The sequence below is a fragment of the Xanthocytophaga agilis genome, from assembly GCF_030068605.1.
GTDB lineage: Bacteria > Bacteroidota > Bacteroidia > Cytophagales > 172606-1 > Xanthocytophaga > Xanthocytophaga agilis.
Genome location: NZ_JASJOU010000005.1, coordinates 293,728 through 320,445, shown reverse-complemented (window position 1 = coordinate 320,445; position 26,718 = coordinate 293,728). Strand labels below are relative to the sequence as shown.

The following is a 26,718-nucleotide window of genomic DNA, read 5'->3' as shown; positions in this document are numbered from 1 at the left end:
GAATCCGGAAAGTTGATAAAAATTTCCGGATTCATTAATTTTTACCTTTTAGTGCCCACTTCCGAAGATCTTGCCAAAGATAAGGTTTAATACCTCTACAAAGATCAACCCAATTACAATCCATTCCAATCGAGTACTTTCTCTGTTTTGCAATAGGTCTGTAAACAGTTCCAGGTTATCCTGTACTACTCTAAGTTCATAATCTAATGCCCGAAATCGCGTGTTGATATCAAACATTTCCCGTAATCCATGATCTAGTTTGGATAAATATTCACTTTCCCAGACCACATCTGGTGAGTTGAATACATATAGATTGTCTATAATACTATTCTTTACATTGATAGTACGGCCAATGAAACGCAATAAGTTCTTGGGAGAAATCTTTACTTTGCCAGCCTTTTCCAATTCTTCTGCAAATCTTTTGGTCCCTTCCAAAATATCATCCCCCAAAGATTCATATGTTTCCAGAGCAACAGATTGAGCTGTATTTAACATGATAACTCGTACAGCATGCTCATTTATTTCGGGAACTATGAGAGAGGTATAATTAAATGTGAGTTTTTTTTGTGAATTTACCTCTACTAATAAATCTTCTTTAAAGTCTTCACGAACAGGGCGTTCACAGAAGTTTTTTAAAAACCGGATTAAATCGCTTTTTTCAATCTCTGAGTGATCTACAAATACAACTACTCCATAGTTGAGTACATATAAGTACTTTCCATGTTCCAGAACATAAAACACTTCATAGTTAGTAGCCAGGTAAGGTTCGCCTGTAAACTCAGCACGAAATGACTTAATATTGATTTGTTCGGCAACTTGAAATGCTTCAACTTTCAGCATAAAATGCGTTTTTATTGCAAGATAGCAATTTATGTTAAGGGGCTACTTCTAACTTATCAAATATGCGAGATAAGAGCTTAACTAAAAGGCACACTAATGCATCGCTGATAATTACTGAATAAAAAGTAAAAAAAATTTATAGTGCATGCAACCATCTATCTGTTTTCTGGGTCATGTATACAAAATCAACTTCATTAGATTGAAGTGAAGAGGAGTTTTGTGATCAGACTCCCGAAAGTTCCTGACTTTCGGGAGTTTCTATTTTATGCTTATATTACACTATCAGCTAATATGTGGCTGTACTACAAAGTGAGGGTTCTCAATAATGCCAACAACATTTCCCCACAAATCCTTTACAGAGGCAGTTTTTATTCCTTCTCCAACTTCTTCTGGTTGTTCATAAGCCACTGCCCCTGCCGCAATAAGTTTGTAAAAAGACAGCTCAATATCAGAGACACCCCAATAGGTAACAACATTATCCGATTTAAAGGCGGAAGATTGTTCTTCTGGTTGTAGTCCTAATTCGTAGCCACCTACATTAAACCCAACATAATAGGATTCATCAAAATAAGGAGAGATCCCTAAAACCTGTGAGTACCATTCTTTTGCTTTGATAATATCATTAACTTTATAGATAGTGGTTCGGAGCCCAAGAAAACTGTCTTTCATGGAAGTAGATGTCTTTTTAGTCTGACTCAGAAGATGAAGTATATGTATTGCAGCAATGGCCACAGAGGACTCTTACGTGAGAGTGTGGTCTATGGTTTGTCATTTTAAGGTAATCTGCTGAATATTTTGTCTATTTTACAAAGCTATGTATCCGTTTGGCTGTCTCTGCCAACGCTTCTTGGCTCATCTGTAACTTTGGCTTGCTGAAATTCATGTCATTCATGGAATTTAACGGAATTAGATGTACATGGGCATGAGGAACTTCAAGGCCTATAACAGTTACCCCAATACGCAGACAGGGGATTGCTTGCTGAATAGCTGGTGCCAGATTTTTACAGAATAGCATTAATTCCGTATAAATTGTATTGTCTAAATCAAAAAGATAGTCAGTCTCCTGTTTTGGTACTACCAATACATGTCCTTCTGCTACCGGACTAATATCAAGGAAGGCAAAGCAATGTTCGTTTTCTGCTATTTTGTGACAAGGGATTTCACCAGCAATGATTCGGGAGAATATGGTAGGCATGCTTAAGTATGTTTACTGATTATCAGGATAAATGAGTTCTCCAAAAATAGTATCTTTTTGAACACAATATCTGTATTATACTAATAATCAGTAAACGAAAAATTCTTAGCGGGTGATATCAACGACTTCAAATTCCATTTGCCCGGCAGGAACTGTAATGGAGGCAACTTCTCCTACTTTCTTTCCTAACAATCCTTTTCCAATAGGAGATTGCACTGAAATTTTTCCGGTTTTAAGGTCTGCTTCTTCTTCTGATACCAGTGTATAGGTAACAGTTGTTCCATTTTTCTTATTTTTAATCTTCACTTTCGACAAGATAGATACTTGAGATGTGTCGATAGAAGACTCATCAATTAAACGTGCATTTGCAACCAGATCCTCCAGCTTAGATATCTTCAGTTCCAGAAGGCCCTGTGCATCTTTGGCTGCATCATACTCTGCATTTTCACTTAGATCACCTTTATCACGGGCTTCAGCAATCTGTCTGGCAATATCCGCACGGCCTTTAGTCCGTAGCTCTATCAATTCATCCCGAAGCCTAGTTAATCCTTCTTGCGTGTAATACGAGATCTTACTCATCTTTTTATATGTTTAAGTTGTTTATTTTTAATTGAATTCAGTGTATATATGACAATAAAAAAAACGGCTGTAACTACAAGCCGTCCTACAAAACGTATACCAATAGCCTTGCAGAACCTGTTAACCAAATCCTGAACCGGACGAGTAAAACTGATCCGGAGAAATCAAATTGAACGTTATCTCTTGCATTAGTATAGACAAAAACAAACCGCAAGAGCCAACTACTCTTGCGGAAGTCTGTAAGATAAGCGCTAAAATACGAATTTTCGTTGAATAGAGCAAGTGACTTCTTCGAAAGTTATTATTTGTTATTGGGTTTATTCAAAAAGGAGAATTCTTATTTTGTGTTACACATATGGAATGTAGATTCCTAATAAAAGAAGTTTGGGAAGCCAGTTGAAGGATACTACTTTTGGTGAAGAGTTGGACAAGTTATTTACATATCTAACATTTTTTGTTATGCGAATCATATTTATGGGTACGCCTGAATTTGCAGTACCTAGCCTGGAAATATTGGTAGAGAATAATTACAATGTAGTTGCTGTAATTACAGCTCCTGATAAACCCGCAGGAAGAGGATTAAAGCTTGTGGCTTCACCCGTAAAAGAAGCTGCGCTTAAACATAGTATTCCTGTACTGCAGCCTGAAAAACTGAAAAATCCTGAGTTTTTAGAAGAATTGAAAAGCTATAAAGCAGATTTGCAGGTAGTGGTTGCTTTTCGAATGCTTCCGGAAGTTGTTTGGAATATGCCTCCCAAGGGTACTTTTAATCTGCATGCTTCTTTATTACCTGATTATCGTGGAGCTGCGCCTATTAACTGGGCTATTATTAACGGGGAAAAAGAAACTGGTGCCTCAACTTTTTTTCTGCAACATGAGATAGATACAGGTAATATTATCTTTCAGGACCATGAACCTATCTCTGAAACAGATAATGTGGGAACTGTCTATGAACGTTTGATGCATAAAGGGGCGAAACTTGTCCTTAAAACTGTTACAGCTGTAGATACAGGTAATTATCCTCAGATACCTCAGGATCTGTCTAAGCCTGCTAAGATGGCACCCAAGATTTTTACAGAAACATGTGAAATCAATTTTGAACAGTCAGTTGAGAAGATATACAATTTTATAAGGGGACTTTCTCCTTATCCAGGTGCGTGGACTAGAGTAAATGGAAAAACGTGTAAAATTTTTCAGGCAGAGAAATTCTATACTACAAATGGAGAAACTCTACAGCCTGGATCTGTTTCTTCTGATAATAAAACGTATCTGCGATTCAAGACTACAGATGGATGGATTGAAATAAAGGAATTGCAGATAGAAGGAAAAAAACGAATGAAGATAGATGAATTTCTGCGAGGAAACACAATTGCACAATAACTCAAGATATATAATAGTGTGCAACGAATCATGCACAATCTAAATGATGATCAGAAATCTGTTCATGGCCTTGATGTCAGCAAAAGCAAATGGATTTCTAATTAAAAATATTTTTGACCATTATTCAAATCATTTTTGCGTTTGACTGGAATACCGATCACTTTCAAGAAATATTCGAATAATGGTCACTTTCTTCATTGACCTAAACTCTGTTCACTTTCATAGATGACTGGACTTTAGTTCAAAAGTTTGTTTAACTGGAGTTTCGGTCGCTTCTGCCAATGACTGGAATTCCAGTCACTTTGGAAAAATATCAAGCTACTGATTATAATTTCACACTATCAGAAATCTGATTACTTTATTTAAGTATCAGGACTCTGATAATCTTGAGATATAACCAGAATCCTGATAACTCACTGTCCTCGCTATTACAGAATCCAACTTCTTAATACATTCTCAAATAATCTGATGAGTATCCTTGATTACATTCATCACAAAAATACTCTGCATGTATCGGATACCTTTGATTTCACTGAGTTCATTGATATAAAAGGTATGATAGTCATCCATACTCTCTGCAATGATCTTAAGCATAAAGTCAAATTCCCCTGAGATAGTATAACATTCAATGACAGATCTCATTTGAAGAATAGCTTCAATAAATCTTCCTCCTACTTTTTTGGTATGCTCCTTTAAGGATACATAACAGATAACCATAATCCCTTTACGTACCAAACGACGATCAACCAGAGCAGCATATTGCTTAATCACTCCATTGTTTTCCATCCGCTTGATCCGATCATGCACAGGTGTTGTACTCAGGTGTACTTTAGCGGCTATTTCTCTTACTGTACTTTTCGCGTTCTCCTGCAGTAAACGCAAAATTTCATAGTCTTTGGAATCCAATACCAAAGCCGGATTAGACATATGTTCTGCTAAGGTAGTATTATATGTACTTGACATGTGTATCTGTTCTGTTTAATATATAATAAATGTATAAATATTCTGTATTTGATACTTTATATAGCACTTATATGGGCAATATGTAATTTTGTGTAGAACAAATGTATGTATTGTGATTAATAGAAAAAATATTATCCTTATAGTAGCTTCAACTGCCATATTCTTTGAAGCATTAGATATTGCCATCTTAAATCTGGCAATGCCATTGATTAAAACAGAATTTGGGGTAGCTAATGAAACCATCCAATGGCTACAAACTGTATATCTGTTGTTCTATGGCGGTTTTCTGGTTGTAGGAGGAACATTGTCGGATGTAATGGGGAGAAAAAGAATATTTCTGGCTGGAAGTGCTTTGTTTCTGATTACTTCATTAGGAGCCGGTTTAGCTCCCTCATTTTCTTGGTTAATGGGATTCCGGGCATTACAGGGGTTAGCTGCAGCTATGGCAATGCCCTCTGCTATGTCAATCATTACCAATACATTTACAGCAAGTCATGAACGCAATAAGGCATTGGGCATCTTTAGTTCATTTGCAGCTATAGGCTCTGGATGTGGTCTTTCTCTGGGAGGGTTGATTGCCACCTATTTTGGCTGGCAGTGGATTTTTTTCATTAATGTACCAGTTATCGCCGTAGCTCTATACATGGCTTACCAATATATAGATAACGATCAGACTACTGATGACAAAAATAAACCTGATATCTTGTCAGGAGTTTTGCTAACAGTAATAATTGTTGCATTATCTTATGTTGTACATGACCTTGCAGATATACAAGACAAGTTTATCAGTACAGGAGTTATGCTTCTGTTAATTTTAGGAGGTCTCTGGTTGTTTGTTTATAGAAGCAAACGTCAAAATACTCCACTAATTGAATTCTTTTTATTTCAACATCCAATTACCATTTTGGGCAATGGGACCTGTTTGCTATTAGGAGCTTTCTTTTCTGGTTATCTATTTCTTTTATCTCTGATACTGCAACAAAATATGCATTTCAGTGCGGCAAAGTCAGGTTTATTATTGGTTCCATTCAGTATATTATCTTCTCTGATTTCTAAGTTTTTGTTACCTGTATTCTTAAAGAAGATGAATATAGTTCAGATTGGAATACTTGGTATGACCTTAATGCTAACAGGAGCTTCATTATTACTAACAGTATTCTGGCTGGATTATAACCTGTTTGTCATTTTATCCTCTGTAGCATGTGTTACAGGAAGTGGTATGGCAATCTGTTTTCCCAGCCTGACAGCCATGGCCATTCAGAAAATTCCAAATGAGAAACAAGGTGTAGGTTCTAGTGTATCTACCACTGCATATTTTATGGGAGCAGGATTAGGACTATCTATATTAGCACTATGTATGCGAATTGGCCATGCGGAAGGAACTGTAACTCCTTTACCTGTATCTGTGCTAACTATATATGCTCTGATTGCTATTGGATGGATGTGGATTTATCAACGACAGATAAAAATACATTCACAACTTTTGTATAATCATTAAAAGGTAATTGACAGACATAAAAAAACTCCACTCAAGAATGAATGGAGTTTTTTCTGTTTGTTCAATTAAATTAAGCTTTAATTTTCTCGCGTTCAGAAACTTCAGTCTGGAGACGGATAGATTCTGTATGAATAAGTTTAAACATCTCTGCTACAAAATCTTTATTGATTTTCATCTTCTCTGCCCATTCAGGACGTGTTTTGAAGATTTCAGACCAACGATCCTGCTGAAATACAGTTACATTATGCTCGCGTTTGTATTCTCCGGCTTTCTCTACAATGTTCATACGCTGAGCCAGGATTTCCAGTAGTTCGCGATCAACATCATCAATCTGATGACGCATATCTTCCAGATGATTGATAAACATAGCATCATCTGATGTAGTCTGGCGGGTTTTTAATGCTGCCAGGATTTGTTCCAACGCAGCAGGAGTCACCTGTTGTGCCGCATCACTCCATGCATTGTCAGGATCCAGGTGAGATTCGATCATTAAACCATCATAGTTCAGATCGAGTGCTTTCTGAGATGCTTCGTATATAGCAGTTCTTTTTCCTGTGATATGGCTTGGATCTCCGATAATTGGAAGATCGGGGAATAATGTCTTTAATTCAATAGCAATCCCCCAAAGTGGCTCATTCCGGTATTTCGTTTTCCGATGAGTAGAGAATCCACGGTGAATAGCTGCAATATTACGAATACCAGCATTATAGATACGTTCAATAGCACCAATCCAAAGAGCAAGCTCAGGGTTGATTGGGTTTTTGATCAAAACCGGGATATCTACACCTTTCAATGCGTCTGCCATATCCTGAACTGTAAAAGGATTTACAGTAGAACGGGCTCCAATCCATAGAATGTCTGCACCATACTTAAGCGCTTCTTCAATATGTTGAGGAGTGGCAACTTCAGTAGCAAACGGTAGTCCTGTAGCTTCTTTTACAGATTTGATCCAAGGTAAAGCTGCTGCTCCATTGCCTTCAAAAGTACCAGGTTTGGTACGAGGCTTCCAAATACCCGCACGAATAGCACTTACATTAAGTTTTTTAAGAGCCAAACCGGTATTTACCAATTGCTCTTCAGTCTCAGCACTACATGGACCTGAAATGATCAAAGGCTTCTTCTCATCCTTATTGATCCAAGCTGACAGAGGATTGAACGTTAGTTTTTGTTTTGACATTGTATATTACTGGATTACTAATATGCGGTTTTGATTAAACAAGCGATCAGTTTTTCTAAACTAACAGGTAGATTGGCTTTTAAGTTTGGATATAATTAGCAATTTAATGGATTAGGTCTTAAATACAAATAAATATCTGGTAAAAACTTTTATAACTGCGTAGATTTTGCATCTAACAAAGCATGTATTGCATATTTTTCAGTAAGCAAAACTACTTACTTATTTTATCTATAATTGTCTCTACTAAATTAACCTTACTGACTAAAATGTAACCTTTCCATATCTAAAGGTTTTCTGCTTTTCCTTCCAGTCGCTACACTATATAATCCGAAAAGGTAGTATTTTGCGCCAAACAAGAATATATACACTATGAAGATTATCTTTTTAGACGCAGAAACATTTGGAGAAGTTCCTTTGCTGTCTTCCCTGAAGGAATTAGGTGATCTTGTAATTTATCCTGTAACTACTCCTGACCAAACGCTATCGAGAATACATGATGCGGATATTGTTCTTACAAACAAAGTGGTATTAGATCGTGCTGTACTTGAAAAATCGACTCACTTAAAGCTTATTTGTGTAACGGCTACAGGTATAAATAATGTAGATGTTACATTTGCTCAGCAACGAGATATACTTGTTAAGAATGCTGTTGGATATGCGGTTGATAGTGTAGCACAACATACATTTACATTATTGCTGGCTTTGCAGGAACAGATTCTCTATTATGATCAGTATGTAAAGTCAGGAGGCTATACACAAAGTCGCACTTTTACACATCTGGAGCGGGAATTTAGATTATTGAAAGGAAAACGTTTAGGTATTATTGGATTAGGAGATATCGGGAGAGGGGTTGCACATATTGCAGAAGCATTTGGTATGGAGGTAGTATACCATTCCATATCAGGTAAGCAACGTCCCGAGAAATATAAACATGTCAGTTGGGAGGATCTTTTACAATTATCAGACGTAATTTCTGTGCATTCTCCATTAACAGAGCAAACACGAAACTTGATTAATGCCGAGACATTACGTCAAATGAAGTCTACTGCCATTCTTCTTAATCTTGGTAGGGGTGGCATAATTAATGAAACAGATTTGGCAAAGGCTATAGATGAAGACCAGATTGCAGGTGCAGGACTGGATGTGTTTGAACAAGAGCCTCTGACTATTCAAAATCCTTTATTATCTGTTCAAAAGAAACATAAGTTAATTCTAACTCCTCATATTGCCTGGGCTGCAGTAGAAACTCGGGAACGTCTTATGGAAGTTGTTATTGATCATATTCGTAATTTTGTGCGCAATGGCCAGATGCAGCAATAAAATTACCTGTCTATCTTTATTTTTAACTCTTTAATTGTTGTAATGCGTATTACGCTTGATAATGTAGGAAGAAAATTTAATCGGGACTGGATATTCCGAAATATACATCTTACGCTTGAATCTGGTAATGTTTATGTCATTACCGGACCGAATGGAAGTGGAAAATCAACCTTTCTCCAGATACTGGCAGGGAATTTGCCACTTACAGAAGGAAAGATCTCTTATTCCTTACAAACAAAAATTGTTTCTGAAGACAACATTTTCCGGCACATTTCCGTAGCATCGCCATACCTGGAATTGATTGAGGAATTGACATTAACTGAAGTAATAGAATTTCATTTGAGATTTAAGCAATTAAGGGATAATCTGAATGTAAATTCTTTTATAGAAAGAATTGGATTGCAGAAATCAAAAGATAAGTTTATCAGCAATTTTTCGTCTGGAATGAAAACACGGCTAAAGTTAGGATTAGCTTGTTATTCTGATACACCCATTCTGTTATTGGATGAACCTACTTCTAACCTTGATACAACAGGAATTGCCTGGTATCAGAAATTAATTTCAGAAACGGTACAGAACCGCTTAGTAATTTTATGTTCCAATCAGGTGTATGAATACGAATCATTTGGAAATATACTACATTTTGAAAATGGGCGTTTACTTCAATAAAATCTCACTTCCCAACCGCAGAGCATCTTATTCTATGTGATACGTTTACACAATTACATACTTTTCTACCAATTTGCATTGAACTACCCTAACCTGTTACAACCATCAATCGGGTCTAAATTTATAAAACTCACTCATCCTGCATGCGGTTATTATTGGCGTTTCTCTTTCTGCCTGTTCTTTATGTCCAGGCTCAATACACTTCTTTATCTGACCATCTGGCACATTATTCTCTTGCTTATACAGACACATTTTCTGGTTCATCAATAGATACTAGTCAGCTACTGTCAGCTTACAACTATTCATATTCTACTTTCAGTCCAAAAGATGGTAATTCGTTGCTGGGTAAATTGCGTCAACGGAATTATGGAGCTCAATTAGGGTTTCAGCGTGGTGCATATAACTTTTTAGAAATGGGGTTTGAGCATCACTGGAGAACTATCAGTTTGTTTAAACCACGTATGTTCTCAGTGGGAGGTTCTTTCGGATATAATTTCTGGGATAATACAGCTGAATATAAAGTGGGTGTATGGTACAAAGCAGGAAGAATAGCGTTGACATATGGAGCAAACCTGGTCTATGCTACTAACTTTAAACAAGGGAAGTTGGGGGTTGCACCTGTTGTTGGTTTCAGGCTGTTAGGATTTCATTTGACTACAGGATATAATGCTTTCTTCAATGGAGATGAAGAATTTAAAGAATACAATCAGTTCTATGTATCGTTGAGATATTTCTTCCCTATTGATAATACGTTCAAATGGAAGAAGAAAAATAAAGGAAAAGATAAAAAAGAATTCAGATGGCCATGGCAAAAGAAGTAAGTAGGACTGGTTTATATAGATAGAAGAAGCTAAAACATTTTAATGAATTTTTCTGGTGTCTATGCGTATTGTTTGCATTTCTGATACACATGGTGCTCATAGTGAAATAGCAATTCCGGATGGGGATTTGCTTATTCATGCAGGAGATATTTCCAAAAGGGGTAAGGAACCTGAAATTATCGACTTTAATGATTGGCTTTCTACATTGCCACATCGTCATAAAGTGATCGTTGCAGGGAACCACGATTTTCTATTTGAGCGAAATGCTAAACGGGCAGAGTCCCTGCTTACACATGCAGTCTATTTACGTAACACAGACGTTAAGATAGAAGGTCTTACTATATGGGGATCACCAATTACGCCCTGGTTCTTTGACTGGGCTTTTAATCGTCAGCGTGGTGCTGATATACGGAGATATTGGGACAGGATACCCATTAATACAGATATACTTGTAACACATGGTCCTCCTCGGGGTATCTTAGATAAGACAGACCGGGGAGATACTGTTGGTTGTGATGACTTATTGGAAGCTGTATGGAAGGTAAAGCCAAAACTTCATTTGTTTGGACACATTCATGAGGCCTATGGTCAGATAGAAGTAGATAATATGCAGTTTATCAATGCCAGTATCATGAACCTGAACTATAAGCCTGTGAACGATCCGATTATAATTGACTTATAAACAATTACTGGAAAACATGTACCTGTTCCCATACAATCTTCAGAAATAATTTTTCCGGTGGAGGTGTCTTCTGGAAATGAAGAAGTTGAAGTGATATATTTCTGGCTATTTGTACATCCCATAGTTCATACATGCCCAGATAATAAACTTTTTTGAGTTTTCCTGTCAGGTCGGCTTCTGCCTCCTGACAGATTTGTATGGACTCTGCTCTTATACATACCACATCCTGCTTGTTAAATAGAGAAGCTTGTTGTTTTATTCTTAGATAGGGTTGCAGCTTAATTATAGATATAATATTGGCATTACCAAAGAATCTGGCAACATAGGATGTGGCAGGGTGATTATAAATATGATGTGGTGTTCCAATCTGAATAAGAGAGCCATCCCGCATAACACCTATTGTATCAGAAAGTGTTAATGCCTCTGTTGTATCATGGGTGACAAATATGGCAGTAGTACCACTTTTCCGGATAATATCACTCACCTCATGTTTCAATTCCTGTCGGCGAATAATATCAACATTACTGAATGGTTCGTCCAGCAACAACAGCATAGGCTCATCTGCCAGTGCACGAGCCAAGGCCACCCGTTGCATTTCTCCTCCGGATAATTGACGAGGTAATTTGTGTTGTAATGCGGATAAATCACATAGATCTATCATTTTATCCAGCCTATCTAGTTGATATTGTAGATCATAGCCTTTGAGAGAATACAGGATATTTTGGCGAATGGATATATTTGGTTGTAAATTGAAGTTCTGATGTACTAACCGTATATGTGTATGTCCTGGTACTAGATTTTGTGAAGGGCCTGTTATAGATTCTTTTAACAAGCGAACACTACCACTATCTGCATCTTCCAGTCCGGCAATGATTCGTAATAGAGTAGTTTTACCACTTCCACTTTCTCCCACTAACCCAAATATTTCTCCTTTCTTTATTGCTAGTGTTATATTTTTAATAGCCGGAGCAAATTGTCCAGAATAAGTTTTGTTTAAATCTTTGACTGTTAGTATATTCATTAAAAGTTTAAAGGCAGTGCCTGTTAATTTATTACTCAGAATAAGTAACTCTAGAGCACATATAGTATACAGCATGTACTCCTCTTTATTTAACAACAGATTGTAAAAACCTCACTTTGTTTCAAACACATTTCGCTAAAATTAGTTTATCTGTTTAAATGACAAATTTACAGGTATTTGTTTGAACTGAAACTTTTCTTTATGCTGAACCTTCAGGTGACCATAGATACAAATTCGGGCTTTTGTTTTGGTGTTGTTTATGCAATTGAGATGGCAGAGGACATTCTTGATGAACAGGGGTATCTGTATTGTCTGGGAGATATTGTGCACAATGATGAAGAAGTTAATCGTCTGGAGAATAAAGGGCTGAGAATCATTAACCATGATCAGCTGGCTGGTTTGCAAAATGAAAAAGTATTGATCAGGGCACATGGAGAGCCTCCTTCTACCTATGAACTTGCTCTAAAAAATAATATTGAATTAATTGATGCATCTTGTCCGGTAGTGTTAAAGCTGCAAAATCGTATCAAAAATTCCTATGATAGAGATGATAGGATATTTATTTATGGGAAACATGGACATGCGGAAGTTGTAGGACTACTTGGACAAACCAATAATGAAGCAGTTGTATTTCAGGATTTATCTGAATTAAATCCAAAAGATATGCCCAGACGTATTACTTTATATAGTCAGACTACTAAAAGCACAGATAAGTTTTATGATATTACCAAGAAACTAAAAGAAGAAGGCATCGAAGTGGAATCCAATGACACTATATGCCGTCAAGTGTCGAATCGTGATAAAGAATTACGTCTCTTTGCAAAGCGTTTTGACAAGATTATTTTTGTTTCTGGCTCTAAATCTTCAAATGGAAAAGTACTCTTCAATGTTTGCAAAGAAACCAACCCTAATACTTTCTTTGTATCTAAGGTGACAGACATTAACCTTGAATGGTTTGCTACTAATGAAACGGTGGGCATTTGTGGTGCTACATCTACTCCTATGTGGTTGATGGAAGAGGTCCGAAATACAATCTGCAAGCTATAATCAGTTGCTATTCAATAAAATACACTTTAAGGTCTTGTATTTATGAGAGCAATGTTTTTAATTTTGTATCCCTACTTAGAGCGGAGAAACATCTGGAAATCCTCAAATTAACCTTAACAATTACAAACCCTACAAAACCTATTATATATGTTTCCCCTTTGGATAAATATTCTGATTGCCATCTCTACTTTTTTTCTGATGGAAGGTGTGGCATGGGCCACTCATAAGTATATCATGCATGGGATATTATGGAACTGGCATAAATCGCATCATACTCCTTATGCTGGAGCATTCGAAAAAAATGATTTGTTTGGATTGGTATTTAGTGTGCCAGCAGCTGCAAGTATAATGATAGGTATTGAGTTTGCGGCTCTACGTTTTTTATTATGGGTAGGTATAGGAATTACAGCATATGGTATTTTTTATGTATTATTTCATGATATATTAGTTCATCAACGCATCAAACATGGATTACGCCCAGAGAATAAATACCTTCGCCGAATGATCCGGGCTCATAAGGTTCACCATAAATGTACAACAAAAGAGGGAGCAGAGGCTTTTGGTTTTTTATATGCTCCACCAAAATATGAAGCATCTACATATAAAGCCAAAGATGTTAAACAATCTGATTCTATCTCTAATCAAGAAAGCAAGCATGTTCCTCAATAAGTCTTTGACTTCGTAAAAATTATCTGATCGTATTAGGATAAATTAATTGTTATCCGTTTTTGTTAGAAAAGAAAGGATTTGTTCTGTTTGTTTTTGGTCATCCAGATTATGAAATTGGATATTGGCAGGTAGTATCTGCAACATCTGGCTTACTATGGAAGAATTTCCTATAATAAACAGTTGTATCTTTGTCGTATATTGTATAAACTTATTAAATAACACGCGTAGTTGCCCTAACGATAAGGCGACATCTTTTTCATCTTCCACTTCAATAACTATAGCAGTTTTAAGTGATTGTTCAAGTAGCTCTGCTGCATAACCAACTATAATACTTTCAGAATGATTATCACAGTCATATATGGTTACATCTTTTGTTTGCATTCTTATAGTTTCAGTAATCCTATTTTGATAAGAAGGAGGAATCGGGATACCTATTCTAAGAGATAAAAGAAGGTACATAGTTAGATAAATAGAGTTTAATAAAAATTTTCAAATAATTTGAGCAGAAATTTATCATTTGTGCAACAAATTGTGTTACTACTACGTTGTAATTTTCTAATTTTGCAGTTAAGCCCTTACAAGAATCCTAAATTTGGCGTCCTTAAAAATATAAACTCAGAGTCTGGCACTTCTGTAGGCTTGGATTCGTTTTTATAATAGTTCCTCAAACTGAGCGATGTAGTAAATTACATTCATGAAAGATTCCAGAAGATTTGTAATACAAGGTATTTTTATACTTGTTGGTATTGTTTATTTAGTACGACTTTTTTATTTACAGGTTGTTGATGATAATTATAAAGCACAAGCCGATGATAATGCCATTCGGAGGGTAATTGTCTATCCACATAGAGGCCAGATTCTGGATAGGAATGGAAAACTGATTGTAATCAATGAATCGGTATATGATATTTCTGTAATTCCCAAAAAAGCCAGGATTGATGACACAGTGAGCTTTTGTAATACAATGGGAGTTACACGGCAGTATTTTGATTCGGTAATGACTATTGCAACACGATCTAAATATGCTAGAGGGCGACCTACTGTTTTTTTGAAACAATTATCTGTAAATGAGTTTGCTCATATTCAGGATCGTCTGATTAATTATCCTGGATTCTTTTATACTTCACGTGCTGTCCGAAAGTATCCTCAACCTACCCTCGCCAATGCACTTGGCTATATAGGAGAGATTAGTGAGAAACGCCTCGAAAATCAGAATTACTACAGACAAGGTGACTACATCGGTATTTCAGGTGTAGAGTCGTATTATGAAGAACAATTACGTGGGCAACGAGGTGTTCGTTATGTAATGGTGAATGTGAATGGAGTTGAGAAAGGGTCTTTTAAAGAAGGCACATTTGATACATCTGCTGTTGCTGGCGAAAATTTGATTTCATCTATTGATTTGGATCTTCAGCGGTATGCCGATAGCTTAATGACTAATAAGATTGGGAGTATTGTTGCTATAGAACCTTCTACAGGAGAGATTCTCACTATGGTATCAGCTCCTAGCTATGATCCAAATCTATTAGTAGGACGTTTGTTTGGAAAGAACTTCAGTGAGTTGCAAAAGAACCCCTACTTACCAATGTACAACAGGCCTATCCAGGCTGTATATCGGCCTGGATCTATCTTTAAGCTAGTGCAATCACTAGTTGCCCTTGAAGAAGGTGTAATCGATCCTCAGTCTCAGTTTGCCTGTATCAAAGTACCAATGAAATGCCATAGCCATCCAAGTGGACATAATGACTTACACAATGCTATTGAGTGGTCCTGTAACCCTTATTTTTACAATGTGTACCGACGTATTATCTACGCACAAAGTAGTGGTAATAATTGGAGAGATGCTCCGATTGGTTTGATGGAGTGGAATAAACATGTAAAAACGTTTGGATTTGGGACAAAGCTAGAGGTAGATATGCCGAACGTAAAACGAGGATTCATACCTGATACTGCTATATACAACCGCTCCTATGGAAAATCTCGCTGGCAGTTCTCAAACTTTTATTCAGTAAGTATTGGGGAAGGAGAGCTAAACGTGGTACCAATTCAGATGGCTAATCTTGCTGCTATCATGGCTAATCGGGGTTATTATTATACACCACACCTGATCAAACGTATAGGTAAGAATGGAGCGCCTCTTCCTCAATATCAGGAAAAACACCATACAAGTATCAAACCGGAGCATTTTCAAACAGTGATTGATGGGATGGAAGATGCAGTAAAACGGGGAACTGTGTGGTCTAAAGCACGTATTCCAGATATTGTTATGTGTGGAAAGACCGGAACTTCACAGAATAAAAAAGGCGAGAAGGACCATTCCGTGTTTGTGGCCTTTGCTCCAAAAGAAAATCCTAAAATAGCATTGGCTGTTTATGTTGAGAATGCAGGCTTCGGTGGATTTGCTGCTGCACCTATCGCCAGTTTAATTGTAGAAAAATATTTGAAAGGGCATGTAGACAGAACTTTACTGGAAAAAGATTTCAAGTTGCGTAATTATATGCCTAAGCCTAAAATTGATCCTAAAGCTATTAAAAAGGATAGTACAGGCTCCAAGCCTAAACCTACACTTCCTGGTTTCCCAAAACCAGATACCAGTAAACAAAACAAGCCTATTATTGTAAGTAATCGCACTAAGTCAGCCACAGAGAAGAACTAATTTATTTCATCAACAATTTACTATTCAGAAAAAAATTATGCTTTATGCTCAGCCCAGGCCTGGACAGGAACTATCAACAGGTAAGCTCGACTGGCTTACAGTTGCCTTGTATGCAGCTTGTGTAATAGCGGGTTGGTTCAACATTTTTGCTGCTGTTTATGATCCCGAACTTCACCAAAGTATTTTTGACTTTGGGATAAATTCTGGAAAGCAACTTATCTGGATTGGCTCCTCCTTTGTTTTGATACTCCTGATCATGATTGTGGACTTCAAGTTCTTTGAAGCTTTTGCCTTTATTCTGTATGGGATAATTTTAGTTGCATTGGTTGGTGTAATCTTTTTGGCTCATGATGTGCATGGCGCAAAAGCCTGGTTTGAAATAGGGAGTATTCGGATACAACCTTCAGAGTTTGCCAAATTTGTTACAGCACTTACTCTGGCAAAATATCTGGGTGATAATGAAATAAAATTTGATGATACTCGGACTCAACTCGTCTGTGGCGCTATCATAGGCATTCCGGCAATATTAATATTAAAGCAAAATGATACAGGGTCTGCTCTTGTCTTTGGAGCTTTTATCCTGGTTCTATATAGAGAAGGCCTTACTCCCTGGGTATTGATACTTCCTATCATTGCTGCGGTCATTGTTATCTTATCATTAATAATAGAACACGTATATCTTCACATTGCAGTCTGGGTTATTATAGGATTGGTAATTCTTAATCTGCGTTGGAAGAGCCCCCGAAACATACTTATGTCTATTGGAGGGGGAGCTTTTGTAAGTGCAATGATTGAGTTGGTTGGTTTCTTTATGTTTAACGTATTGCAAGCTCACCAGCGAGATAGAATTATGGTTTTATTAAAACCTGAGACAGTTGACCAGAAAAAAATTGGCTGGCAGGTACTTCAATCCAAGATTGCTATTGGTTCGGGAGGCTTCTGGGGAAAAGGGTTTTTAAATGGTACACAAACAAAATTTGACTTTGTGCCAGAGCAAAGTACCGACTTTATTTTTGCTACTATTGGTGAAGAGCAGGGATGGATTGGTGGGTTGATCGTTTTTATTTTAATGATAGGGCTGCTTTGTCGTATTATTGCACTTGCAGAACGTCAACGTGATCGTTTTTCCCGTATTTACGGGTATTGTGTTGCCTGTATCATCTTTTTCCACTTTGCTGTAAATCTTGGAATGGCTATTGGATTGCTTCCTGTAATTGGGATTCCTCTTCCGTTCTTTAGCTATGGTGGATCATCTTTGTGGTCTTTTACAATTTTACTCTGGATCTTCTTAAAACTAGATTCTCATCGTATTGAGGTGTTAAGCCGACTTTAATAATGATAGTAGATAAAAATAAAAAGGGTGTGTATCATATACACACCCTTTTTATTTTTATATCTGACATCCTCTTATTCTACAACACCTTTTCTCCATTCTTCAACAACCGGATACCAGATAGGCTCATATTCTACATAACGTACTAACTCATATGCTTCTTCTGTAAATGCATTTGGACGACGCATGAATGTAAAGTTTATCTCTGAGAAATTGGCATTCTGAGTATACGTCCATACTTCTTTGTCTTTTAGTCGGGTCACCTGGTCTGGCTGGCCTAACACAATGTATATCATACCCATATCTGTTTTCCAGCCTTCTTTGTAACTGGAGAATAATCTATTTGCTGTTGCTACACGACGATAGTAAGCTCTAATACTTCGCTTGGCACGAGTTTCACTATTACTTGTCAGACGCAACCAATAAGTATCAAGTGTTTTCTTAGGTATAGTTGTTGTTTGTAATTCTTTCAGTTCGTTCTTAGTACTGATATAAATAAGTGGTTCTACCAAATCCTGGGGATGGGTGTATCTTGGATAACGCTTGTCACCTATCCAGATACTAACTCCTGAATTTTGGCTGGTGTCTTCCTGAAAGAAGTATAAGCCAGGTTTTGGGAGGGTAAAGGATTGATTGGTAGAGACAGTAAATAAAGTATCAGGTTCTAACGTTTTAGGAACATTCTTGGCCGCACTTCCCATAGGAGAAGGCGCAGGTTCAAAATCATGACTATAATGTGTTACCACCATTGAACGTTTAGTATGGTTCAGATCTGCAATCTGAAGTGTATCTGTTTGTGTAGCAAAGTTGCGAATCATCGGATATTCACCATATTGATCGAATATGCCATAGGTATCACTCAAACGGGTGGAAGTAAATTTTAACGGAACATCATGTAGTACCTTTTTGGATGCTGTCAGATTATTGATTTCCAGTAGAAGAAGTGCTGTAGGTACTTGCAACTTGGGAACCGTAAATGAAAACAAAAAACGGTTGTCTTCTAACTTGGTAAGATCATCAACTGTCAGACGAACATTTTTGCGTTGTAATATGTCCCGACTACTATAATCTGGTAGAATAGCATAATTGAAAATAAAATCACTGACAAACCGTTGAGGTGTCATAGACTGGTAGTTACCCAATATTTGTGCTTCGACAAACACCCTGATAGCAGTATCCTGAACCAATGTTTTGGTTTTTGGTATAAGTGAAATTTCTTCTGTTACAATGGGTTTATTAGGATTACTGACAGGCTTGGATGCAGGAGGCCGTGAACAACCAGCTACTAATAGTGCTGCACCAAGAAAAAAATAATATAGTTTCATTGTAATTGTATATGTAATTTATAGACAGAACAGGCTGCAATCAAAATAGTATCTTTTCAAACTGAAAATCTCAGTGTTGTATAAAAATGATTACTTTTGTAAAAGTATATTCTAAAAGTAATGAGTTTTCACAAACACATTGATAAACATTCGCAAAAATAATACCTTGTTAAAAACGAAATTAAGCATTAGTTTATTTTTGTGATACCATCGTTCTTGATTTCTACTATAGTTAGTTCAATTAACCATTTATCGACGGGCCTATTTTCACTTATGGAACTGATTAATCCAATTTATACAGATGCAGCTAAAGTAGAACAACTAGCTGCTGAATTTCAGACTAGTAAGCCATATAAACATCTGGTTCTTGATAATTTCTTTCGCCAAGAAGTAGCTGATAAGCTATATGAAAATTTTCCTTCAGTAGAGAAATTGACCAAGCACTGGAAAGGAATGAATGAAAATAAGTCTGAAGGATCTAACTTTTCTGATTTTGATCCCATCTTTACTCAGGTTCGCAACGAGATCATGTCCCCGGAATTCGCTCAATGGATGGAGAAAGTAACAGGAATCAAAGGTGTATTTGTAACTGACGATAGTCTGGGTACTGGTTTACATCAGGGTAGCGATGGAAGCTTTCTGGATATACATGTTGACTTTAACATACACCATGTAAAGAATGTATATCGCCGTTTGAATTTTCTGGTCTATCTAAATAAAAACTGGAAAGATGAATATGGTGGAGGAATGGAAATGTGGAATGCAGATATGACCAAGATGGAAAAGGTTGTAATGCCTATACTGAATCGGGTATTGATTTTTGAAACCAGTGAGATTTCTTATCATGGATATTCAAAAATTACATTGCCTCCAGGAGAAACAAGAAAATCGTTCTATACTTATTTCTATACTCCTATCACAGATCCTACAATCCTGAATAAATACCATGATACTATCTTTAAGCCTAAACCGGGAGATAGTACATTGAAGAAAGTAGGCACCAATACAAAAGAAACGCTTAAAAACTTTATCAAAGGCCAATTGAAAAGGGCAGGCGTGAAGTTCTAGATTTATATCTGGCAGTTGTTTTTTGAAGAGAGGACTTTTATCAGGTAGTTATACACTGCAAATTATAAAAAACAAAAACGAATGTCTTTTAGTACAACAGAGATAACCTCACACGAAATTATATCGGATAACCCGATACATCAACGTTTGTTGTTTGCGTATTATGAAGCAACCAATATTACTAAAGGCCAGTTGCTGGAAGTAGGTTGTGGTGTAGGCAGAGGTATTGCTATTTTATCTGAGGCTTGTGACAAATATACCGGGATTGATAAAAATGAACAGTTGATAGAACAATTGCGTCAAACATATCCCAATGCGTTATTTATTGGTCAGAATGTTCCTCCGTTACAAAAGATACCTACCGAAAGTTATGACACCGTAGTAGCTTTTCAGGTAATAGAACACATTGAGGATGATAACCTGTTTGTGAAGGAATTACACCGGGTGTTAAAACCAGAAGGTAAGCTTATCATTACAACTCCTAATATCAAACGTTCGCTAACTCGTAATCCCTGGCATGTTCGGGAATATAAGGCACAGGAGTTAATTTCCCTCATGAAAAAGTACTTTACAAAATTGCAGACGTTTGGAGTGCAAGGAAATGAGAAGGTAGAGACTTATATGGAGCAAAACAAAAAGGCAGTAGAGAAAATCACAAAATATGATATTCTGAATCTGCAATACCGTTTACCTAGAGCACTACTGCAAATTCCATATGATATTCTAAATCGAATGAACCGGAAAAAATTGATGGATAGTAATACAGGATTAGTAAATGAAATCCAGTATACCGATTATTTCCTGGATGATAATATTGAGACCTGTCTGGATTTCTTTTATGTAGCAGAAAAATGTAATTGTTAGTGAACTATTGAATCTAAAAATAGAACATACAACTATATTTTACTAGCATAAAAACCTCTCACTAAATGAGAGGTTTTATATTTTGCAGACAAAAACACTTGTTTTACAAATCATTACCAAATCCTTATACCTATGTCGTTGACAGGCCAGCAACTTATCGGATACGAATACTCTCAGCAAGGAAAACAAACCTTTACAGGTATTAATCCCAGAAATAATGAAGCCTTATCACCTATATTTCATGAGGCGACTAAAAATGAAGTAGATCTGGCAGTTCACAAAGCGCATGAAGCCTTTAAGACTTACAGACGCCTGAGTGATAAACAAAAGGCACAGTTTCTGGAAAAGATTGCTGAAGAAATAGTGGAAATAGGGGATGTATTACTCGACACAGCTTCATTGGAAACAGCCTTACCGATAACTCGTCTGCAAGGTGAACGTGGTCGTACTGTTGGACAACTTCAGCTGTTTGCAAATCTATTGAAAGAAGGTTCCTGGGTAAATGCACGAATTGATCTGGCTCAGCCAGATCGTACACCTCTGCCCAAACCGGACATTCGTCAGATGGAAGTGCCCCTTGGACCTGTAGCCGTATTTGGAGCCAGTAACTTTCCATTAGCATTTTCTGTGGCAGGTGGAGATACGGTATCTGCATTAGCGGCAGGTTGCCCTGTTGTTTTTAAAGCTCACCCTGCCCATCCTGCTACTTGTGAGCTAGTTGCTACAGCCATTCTGAAAGCAGCCAAGGCTTGTCAGTTACCTGATGGTGTATTTTCGATGGTACATGGACTCACACATGAACCGGGAATGGCCTTAGTAACACATCCACTAATTCAAGCAGTTGGCTTTACTGGATCTTTCAGAGGAGGAAAGGCTATATACGATGCAGCCGTACGGAGAAATACTCCTATTCCTGTATATGCAGAAATGGGCAGCACAAATCCTGTATTTATACTGCCTGAAGCTCTGGCACAGAAAAAACAGAACCTTGTATCAGGTTTGACAGGATCTATTACGTTAGGAGTAGGACAGTTTTGTACCAACCCTGGAGTGATTGTGACTGAGAGTTCCAGTGAAAGTGAAGCTTTTATTGAACTACTCACCAGCTCTGTTGAAAGTTCTCCAAGCGGCGTTATGCTTACTGCGGTTATCAAAAATACCTATCAGAAGGGGATCGAACTTCTAAGTATGAATCCTGATGTTAATGTCCTGGCAGGTAGTTTACCTCATACATCTGATACAGAAGTATCCTCTTACTTGTTGGAAACTACAGCACAGGCTGCGATTGAGAATCCTGCATTACTGGAAGAAGTATTCGGACCATCCTCTCTTCATGTTCAAGCCCAGTCAAAGGAAGAAGTATTGAAACTGGCAGAAAGTCTGCAGGGACACCTTACCACAACTATTCATGGAACAGAGAATGATCTGAGAGAATATGCTGAACTAATAGATATTTTAACACAAAAAGTGGGAAGGCTTATTATAAATGGATATCCAACAGGTGTAGAGGTAACACATGCCATGACACATGGTGGCCCTTTCCCTGCTACCACAGATTCGCGTAGTACTTCTGTGGGAACAAATGCTATCTATCGGTTTGTGCGTCCGGTAAGTTTTCAGGATCTGCCTCAATTTCTTTTACCAGAGGCGTTACAGGACAGCAATCCTCTTAGTATATGGCGTATGGTTAATGGAGAATATAAAAAATAATTATATGTAAACCAGTGAAGAATATATTGGTGAGGTATGCCTATGTATACTTATGCAATAAGATGACACAAATAGATTACAAACAATTGGTATATTGTATTAACTAGGATACTCAAAAATGCTATTAGTGTAGGGAACTGAACTGTCTGTTTTTTTCGTTTAAACGTTTACCACTTTAGCAACCAGATAAAAATACTATTTTTTAGTATCTGAGTAGGCATTCTCATCACGACTTTAATTAGTAACTAATAAGAAGAAATTAATTTATTAACTCAATGACATCTCGTTTAGAAGAATTATACCTGGAAGGTGAACAAGCAATTAAAAATGGCGACTTTGTAGAGGCTATACATAAACTGGAAGAAATGCTTTCCGAAGATCCCCAATCCTGTAGAGCACATAACTCGCTGGGTTGGCTTTATAAAACACAATTAGATGAATATGAACGAGCAGAGATGCACTACAAAATGTGTTTAAAATATGCCCCCAATTATCCTCATGCCTACTGGAATTATGTGTATTTACTTACCGATCTGGAAAGATTTGACGAAGCCTTGGAATTAATGCAAAAGGCATTGCATGTTTCTTCAGTAGATAAGCCATCTGTACATAATCGTCTGGGTATCATTAATGAGCTTCAGGGTAATTATGAGTCAGCCATTTCCTGTTACAAACAAGCTATCCGTTTGTCTCTCAGTAATGATTTTATTGAGGACTGTAAGAGAAATATAGAACGTTGTGAGTATAAAACAACATTATAAGAAGTAGAGCATCTGATCGCCTTTATACTATTGCTGGAACAGAAATTTATAGAATATAAAAGGCGACAAAATCAAAAGTTGGAAAAGTTTATAGATACAGGCTACTATAATAAGGCGAAATGCAGAGCACTAAGGTCAACTTACTGATAATTAAGTTAAAATAATAGGCAGTGTCAAAACTTTTTATGACTTTTGTTATTGAAATCCAATAAGATTTTTCATAAATTTCATTCATAAAATAAATCTGTATTATCAGGCTTTTTCAATAAAACCAATTGGTCTGTATACTATCCTACAGTCTTACATTTTTTGAGATCCCCTGAAACAGAGTTCTGACATTTTCTCTTATTCAATGTCGCGGAGGACGGTGATTATGATGCTCAAGTTTTTATTGTTGTTCATTATATGTTTCGTTGCGTTTACATGGGTGTTATTTCGTGCCTTACGAAGAAGCTATTTTCCACCCCATAACGATGATGATGGCGGTACGCCTGTGGATGCTGTTTTTCCAACCTTTGATCCTCCTAGCGGTCACGGACTTGATGACTGGCTGGTAGATAGACCTCCTGTTGATAGAGAAACACATAACAGACCTGTGCCTCAAAGAAAAATTTAATTGCCGAACCCGATACCTAATCCAGAAGGTATCGGGTTTTTTCTTAAAAAAGATAGTATTTTTGAATTTTGTTTTTAATAATTCGGTTATTGATAGTTGTAAAATATTGATAATCGGAAACATCATAACTTCTTATAAAAAATGAAAATTGTCAAAGTTGGCTTGATCCAAACAACTTGTAGCGCTGATCCTCTTGAGAACATGCAGAAGACGACAGCACGCATTCGTGAGACTGCCGCACAGGGAGCTCAAATTATATGTTTACAAGAGTTGTTTCGGTCTTTATACTTTTGCGATGTGGAAGATTATAACAATTTTCTGTTGGCAGAGGCTATACCCGGCCCTTCAACTCAGGAACTTGGCGAACTGGCAAAAGAATTGAATGTTGTAATCATTGCTTCATTGTTTGAAAAACGTGCAGAAGGTTTATACCATAATACAGCGGCAGTAATAGATGCAGATGGTACCTATTTAGGTAAATATCGCAAAATGCATATTCCAGATGATCCTGGTTATTATGAGAAGTTTTACTTTACTCCAGGTGATCTTGGCTATAAGGTATTCGATACAAAGTATGCAAAGATTGGCGTATTGGTTTGCTGGGATCAGTGGTACCCGGAAGCAGCTCGTATTACCTCTCTGATGGGTGCTGAAATGTTATTTTATCCTACAGCTATTGGCTGGGCAGGCACTCAGGATCAGGCAACTAATGACGAGCAGTATGGTGCATGGCAGACCATCCAACGTAGCCATGCTGTAGCAAATGGCATACATGTGATTTCTGTGAATAGAACAGGAAGCGAAGCTGGAATGGAATTCTGGGGTGGTTCGTTTGTAGCTAATCCATTTGGCCGCGTATTGTATCAGGCGCCTCATGATAAAGAGGAAATCCATGTACATGAGATCAACTTATCTAAAACAGATTATTATCGTACTCACTGGCCATTTATGCGTGACCGCCGGATTGACTCATACGCCCCTGTAACAAAGCGATATATTGATGCAGATTAAATTTTGTAAACCCCACTGAAGAGTGGGGTTTATATTTTCTATGTAGTAGATTGTGAAAGAAAGAGTTGGATAATAAAGCTAGAGATTAAGATATAACCTTTAGTGGCATAGTTATTTATCGTGTTTTCCTAAACAAATATCATAAACTATGCTTTCAGAAAACTCACCTAAATTAGAACATACCTTAAGCCCACTAACGGCCTGTACCAATGACTTGCAGGCAAAAGGCTTTACTACTAACTTTAAGGTAGAAGATGATGTGTTGAAAATTGTCGGTTCAGATAAAGCATATCAGCCTGAACAAATAAAGATTGTAAACTTCTTTCGTTTTGAGGGTACTTCAGATCCAGGGGATATGACTATTCTGTATGCGATTGAAACGGATGATGGAGTAAAGGGGGCTTTGGTAGATGCTTTTGGCACCTATGCCAATCCGGATATTGATAAGTTTTTGCAGAATGTACATGGGATTAACAAGAAAAATACCAATACTCAGGTGACACCCGAAGATCTTGCCAATGATCATTCACAAGATAATAGTGATCCAAAGGTATTTGAAAACTCTTAATATTAGTGTGTTAGATAATACTATTACCTACTAACTATATAAATAAAAGTAATCCCCAAGACATTCATTATGTTTTGGGGATTGCTTTTTTACTGCGAATTCTCGTCTTTCTTTTTTATAACAGGTTTAATAATCGGCCTGGCAGGTTTTTTAGGTGTACTTTCCTGTGCAGGTAATGGATTATCTGCATTTTCAGAAGTGACAGATGATATATTGATTTCCTGATCCTGCGTTGTTTCTTCTGAAGGTGCTGGAGATTTTTTGATAACAGGCCTAATTACAGGTTTTGCAGGCTTGGGTAGTATGCTTTCAACTTTTTCTGCTTCGGGTAATTGAGTGTTTTCTGCAGAACTCTCTGATTCTGATACATCAGATACGGGTTTCTTTAGTACAGGCTTAATAACTGGTCTGACTGGTTTCTGAGAAACTGTCTCTGATGCCAAAGGCTTTTCTTCTGGTACTTCAATGCTTTTATCATCTTTAGTATTGTCATTTGTTTCTGATTCTACCTTCTTTACAACAGGACGCATTACTGGTTTGGAAGGTTTCTTAACAGATGTATCTGCCGATTTTTCAAAAGCATTGTCTTCATCAGTAACAGGCTTAGTCACTAGTATTTCTGTTTCAATGATTTTATTTTCTGCTGGCTTGGAAACAGCAGGTTTTATTACAGGTTTGGTACCCGATTTCTTCTCAGTGGCAGTATCTGTTTGTATAGTTAACTCCTTTAAATGATACTGACGGCGTAAGTCGTTGATTACAAATTTTTTTTGAGTAGTAAAACTTTCCGGGTGCACTTGCTCAAAAATGGTTTTATACTCTTCCCAACGTTTAGTTTCCTTGTTTTGAAAGGCTGCAGAATCTATTTTTTTACCAGTAAGATATTCTTCAAATGAAATCATAGGATCTAACTAGAATAAACAATGCTTGCAATGTACTGAATAG

Annotated in this window: 27 protein-coding genes; 17 read left to right on the top strand and 10 right to left on the bottom strand. The window is 37.0% G+C overall.

The annotated features are described in order from the left end of the window. Positions 1-48 precede the first annotated feature (48 nt). The 4 genes from QNI22_RS17090 to greA form a co-directional block, all read right to left on the bottom strand. Positions 49-840 (bottom strand): RMD1 family protein, encoded by a 792-nt coding sequence (locus QNI22_RS17090; protein ID WP_314512433.1) that lies wholly within the window; start codon positions 838-840, stop codon positions 49-51. Between the two features lie 282 nt (positions 841-1,122). Beyond that, positions 1,123-1,509: a VOC family protein gene (locus QNI22_RS17085; RefSeq protein WP_314512431.1), complete on the bottom strand. Its 387-nt coding sequence runs from the start codon at positions 1,507-1,509 to the stop codon at positions 1,123-1,125. A gap of 130 nt (positions 1,510-1,639) precedes the next feature. After that, positions 1,640-2,035 (bottom strand): HIT family protein, encoded by a 396-nt coding sequence (locus QNI22_RS17080; protein WP_314512429.1) that lies wholly within the window; start codon positions 2,033-2,035, stop codon positions 1,640-1,642. Between the two features lie 105 nt (positions 2,036-2,140). After that, complete coding sequence (greA, locus tag QNI22_RS17075; protein ID WP_313979352.1) at positions 2,141-2,614, bottom strand: transcription elongation factor GreA; 474 nt, start codon at positions 2,612-2,614, stop codon at positions 2,141-2,143. A gap of 459 nt (positions 2,615-3,073) precedes the next feature. On the opposite strand from greA, the gene fmt reads away from it, so the two are divergent. Continuing rightward, positions 3,074-3,994 (top strand): methionyl-tRNA formyltransferase, encoded by a 921-nt coding sequence (gene fmt, locus QNI22_RS17070; protein ID WP_314512426.1) that lies wholly within the window; start codon positions 3,074-3,076, stop codon positions 3,992-3,994. A 456-nt stretch (positions 3,995-4,450) separates the two neighbouring features. On the opposite strand, the gene QNI22_RS17065 is transcribed toward fmt, so the two are convergent. Then, complete coding sequence (locus tag QNI22_RS17065; protein WP_314512424.1) at positions 4,451-4,957, bottom strand: Lrp/AsnC family transcriptional regulator; 507 nt, start codon at positions 4,955-4,957, stop codon at positions 4,451-4,453. Positions 4,958-5,069: 112 nt separating this feature from the next. Between QNI22_RS17065 and QNI22_RS17060 the strand changes: the two genes are divergently transcribed. Next, positions 5,070-6,455, top strand: a complete 1,386-nt coding sequence (locus QNI22_RS17060) for an MFS transporter (RefSeq protein WP_314512422.1) — start codon at positions 5,070-5,072, stop codon at positions 6,453-6,455. Positions 6,456-6,525: 70 nt separating this feature from the next. Here the strand turns inward: QNI22_RS17060 and QNI22_RS17055 are convergent, their stop codons facing one another. Further along, the gene (locus tag QNI22_RS17055) at positions 6,526-7,632 is read right to left on the bottom strand and encodes a chorismate mutase (protein ID WP_313979362.1); all 1,107 of its coding nucleotides are present in this window, start codon (positions 7,630-7,632) and stop codon (positions 6,526-6,528) included. A gap of 369 nt (positions 7,633-8,001) precedes the next feature. On the opposite strand from QNI22_RS17055, the gene QNI22_RS17050 reads away from it, so the two are divergent. From QNI22_RS17050 to QNI22_RS17035, 4 genes are all read left to right on the top strand, one after another. Continuing rightward, positions 8,002-8,952: a D-2-hydroxyacid dehydrogenase gene (locus tag QNI22_RS17050; protein ID WP_314512420.1), complete on the top strand. Its 951-nt coding sequence runs from the start codon at positions 8,002-8,004 to the stop codon at positions 8,950-8,952. A 42-nt stretch (positions 8,953-8,994) separates the two neighbouring features. Beyond that, complete coding sequence (locus tag QNI22_RS17045; RefSeq protein WP_314512418.1) at positions 8,995-9,621, top strand: ABC transporter ATP-binding protein; 627 nt, start codon at positions 8,995-8,997, stop codon at positions 9,619-9,621. A gap of 143 nt (positions 9,622-9,764) precedes the next feature. Then, on the top strand, positions 9,765-10,442 hold the full coding sequence (locus QNI22_RS17040) for a hypothetical protein (protein WP_314512416.1): 678 nt from the start codon (positions 9,765-9,767) through the stop codon (positions 10,440-10,442). Between the two features lie 61 nt (positions 10,443-10,503). Then, a complete protein-coding gene (locus QNI22_RS17035; RefSeq protein ID WP_314512414.1) occupies positions 10,504-11,124 on the top strand; it encodes a metallophosphatase domain-containing protein in 621 nt (206 codons plus the stop codon). Positions 11,125-11,128: 4 nt separating this feature from the next. Here QNI22_RS17035 and QNI22_RS17030 read toward each other — a convergent pair whose 3' ends face one another. Next, positions 11,129-12,145 (bottom strand): ABC transporter ATP-binding protein, encoded by a 1,017-nt coding sequence (locus QNI22_RS17030; RefSeq protein ID WP_314512412.1) that lies wholly within the window; start codon positions 12,143-12,145, stop codon positions 11,129-11,131. A gap of 201 nt (positions 12,146-12,346) precedes the next feature. On the opposite strand from QNI22_RS17030, the gene QNI22_RS17025 reads away from it, so the two are divergent. Both QNI22_RS17025 and QNI22_RS17020 read left to right on the top strand, forming a co-directional pair. Next, complete coding sequence (locus QNI22_RS17025) at positions 12,347-13,192, top strand: 4-hydroxy-3-methylbut-2-enyl diphosphate reductase (RefSeq protein ID WP_314512411.1); 846 nt, start codon at positions 12,347-12,349, stop codon at positions 13,190-13,192. A gap of 147 nt (positions 13,193-13,339) precedes the next feature. Continuing rightward, a complete protein-coding gene (locus tag QNI22_RS17020) occupies positions 13,340-13,861 on the top strand; it encodes a sterol desaturase family protein (protein WP_314512409.1) in 522 nt (173 codons plus the stop codon). A 42-nt stretch (positions 13,862-13,903) separates the two neighbouring features. Here the strand turns inward: QNI22_RS17020 and QNI22_RS17015 are convergent, their stop codons facing one another. After that, positions 13,904-14,242, bottom strand: coding sequence for a hypothetical protein (locus QNI22_RS17015; protein ID WP_314512407.1), 339 nt, complete (start codon positions 14,240-14,242; stop codon positions 13,904-13,906). A gap of 313 nt (positions 14,243-14,555) precedes the next feature. On the opposite strand from QNI22_RS17015, the gene mrdA reads away from it, so the two are divergent. Together mrdA and rodA are read left to right on the top strand one after the other, a co-directional pair. After that, positions 14,556-16,517: a penicillin-binding protein 2 gene (mrdA, locus tag QNI22_RS17010; RefSeq protein ID WP_314512405.1), complete on the top strand. Its 1,962-nt coding sequence runs from the start codon at positions 14,556-14,558 to the stop codon at positions 16,515-16,517. Positions 16,518-16,554: 37 nt separating this feature from the next. Further along, positions 16,555-17,850, top strand: coding sequence for a rod shape-determining protein RodA (gene rodA / locus QNI22_RS17005; RefSeq protein WP_314512403.1), 1,296 nt, complete (start codon positions 16,555-16,557; stop codon positions 17,848-17,850). Between the two features lie 74 nt (positions 17,851-17,924). Here rodA and QNI22_RS17000 read toward each other — a convergent pair whose 3' ends face one another. After that, on the bottom strand, positions 17,925-19,175 hold the full coding sequence (locus QNI22_RS17000; protein WP_314512402.1) for a GWxTD domain-containing protein: 1,251 nt from the start codon (positions 19,173-19,175) through the stop codon (positions 17,925-17,927). Between the two features lie 273 nt (positions 19,176-19,448). On the opposite strand from QNI22_RS17000, the gene QNI22_RS16995 reads away from it, so the two are divergent. The 7 genes from QNI22_RS16995 (at position 19,449) to QNI22_RS16965 (ending at position 25,773) form a co-directional block, all read left to right on the top strand. After that, positions 19,449-20,243: a 2OG-Fe(II) oxygenase gene (locus QNI22_RS16995; RefSeq protein WP_314512400.1), complete on the top strand. Its 795-nt coding sequence runs from the start codon at positions 19,449-19,451 to the stop codon at positions 20,241-20,243. 81 nt (positions 20,244-20,324) lie between these two features. Further along, complete coding sequence (locus tag QNI22_RS16990) at positions 20,325-21,107, top strand: class I SAM-dependent methyltransferase (protein ID WP_314512399.1); 783 nt, start codon at positions 20,325-20,327, stop codon at positions 21,105-21,107. Between the two features lie 132 nt (positions 21,108-21,239). Next, positions 21,240-22,817, top strand: coding sequence for an aldehyde dehydrogenase (NADP(+)) (locus tag QNI22_RS16985; protein WP_314512397.1), 1,578 nt, complete (start codon positions 21,240-21,242; stop codon positions 22,815-22,817). Between the two features lie 275 nt (positions 22,818-23,092). Then, positions 23,093-23,578, top strand: a complete 486-nt coding sequence (locus QNI22_RS16980) for a tetratricopeptide repeat protein (protein ID WP_314512395.1) — start codon at positions 23,093-23,095, stop codon at positions 23,576-23,578. A gap of 352 nt (positions 23,579-23,930) precedes the next feature. Further along, entirely contained in the window at positions 23,931-24,194 is a 264-nt protein-coding gene (locus QNI22_RS16975; RefSeq protein WP_314512393.1) for a hypothetical protein, read from the top strand. A 141-nt stretch (positions 24,195-24,335) separates the two neighbouring features. Beyond that, the gene (locus tag QNI22_RS16970; protein WP_313979403.1) at positions 24,336-25,205 is read left to right on the top strand and encodes a carbon-nitrogen hydrolase; all 870 of its coding nucleotides are present in this window, start codon (positions 24,336-24,338) and stop codon (positions 25,203-25,205) included. Between the two features lie 148 nt (positions 25,206-25,353). Further along, positions 25,354-25,773 carry a hypothetical protein gene (locus QNI22_RS16965; protein ID WP_313979404.1) on the top strand — a complete coding sequence of 140 codons (420 nt, stop codon included), beginning with the start codon at positions 25,354-25,356 and terminating at the stop codon, positions 25,771-25,773. 89 nt (positions 25,774-25,862) lie between these two features. Here QNI22_RS16965 and QNI22_RS16960 read toward each other — a convergent pair whose 3' ends face one another. Beyond that, on the bottom strand, positions 25,863-26,675 hold the full coding sequence (locus QNI22_RS16960) for a hypothetical protein (protein WP_314512390.1): 813 nt from the start codon (positions 26,673-26,675) through the stop codon (positions 25,863-25,865). Positions 26,676-26,718: the final 43 nt, after the last annotated feature.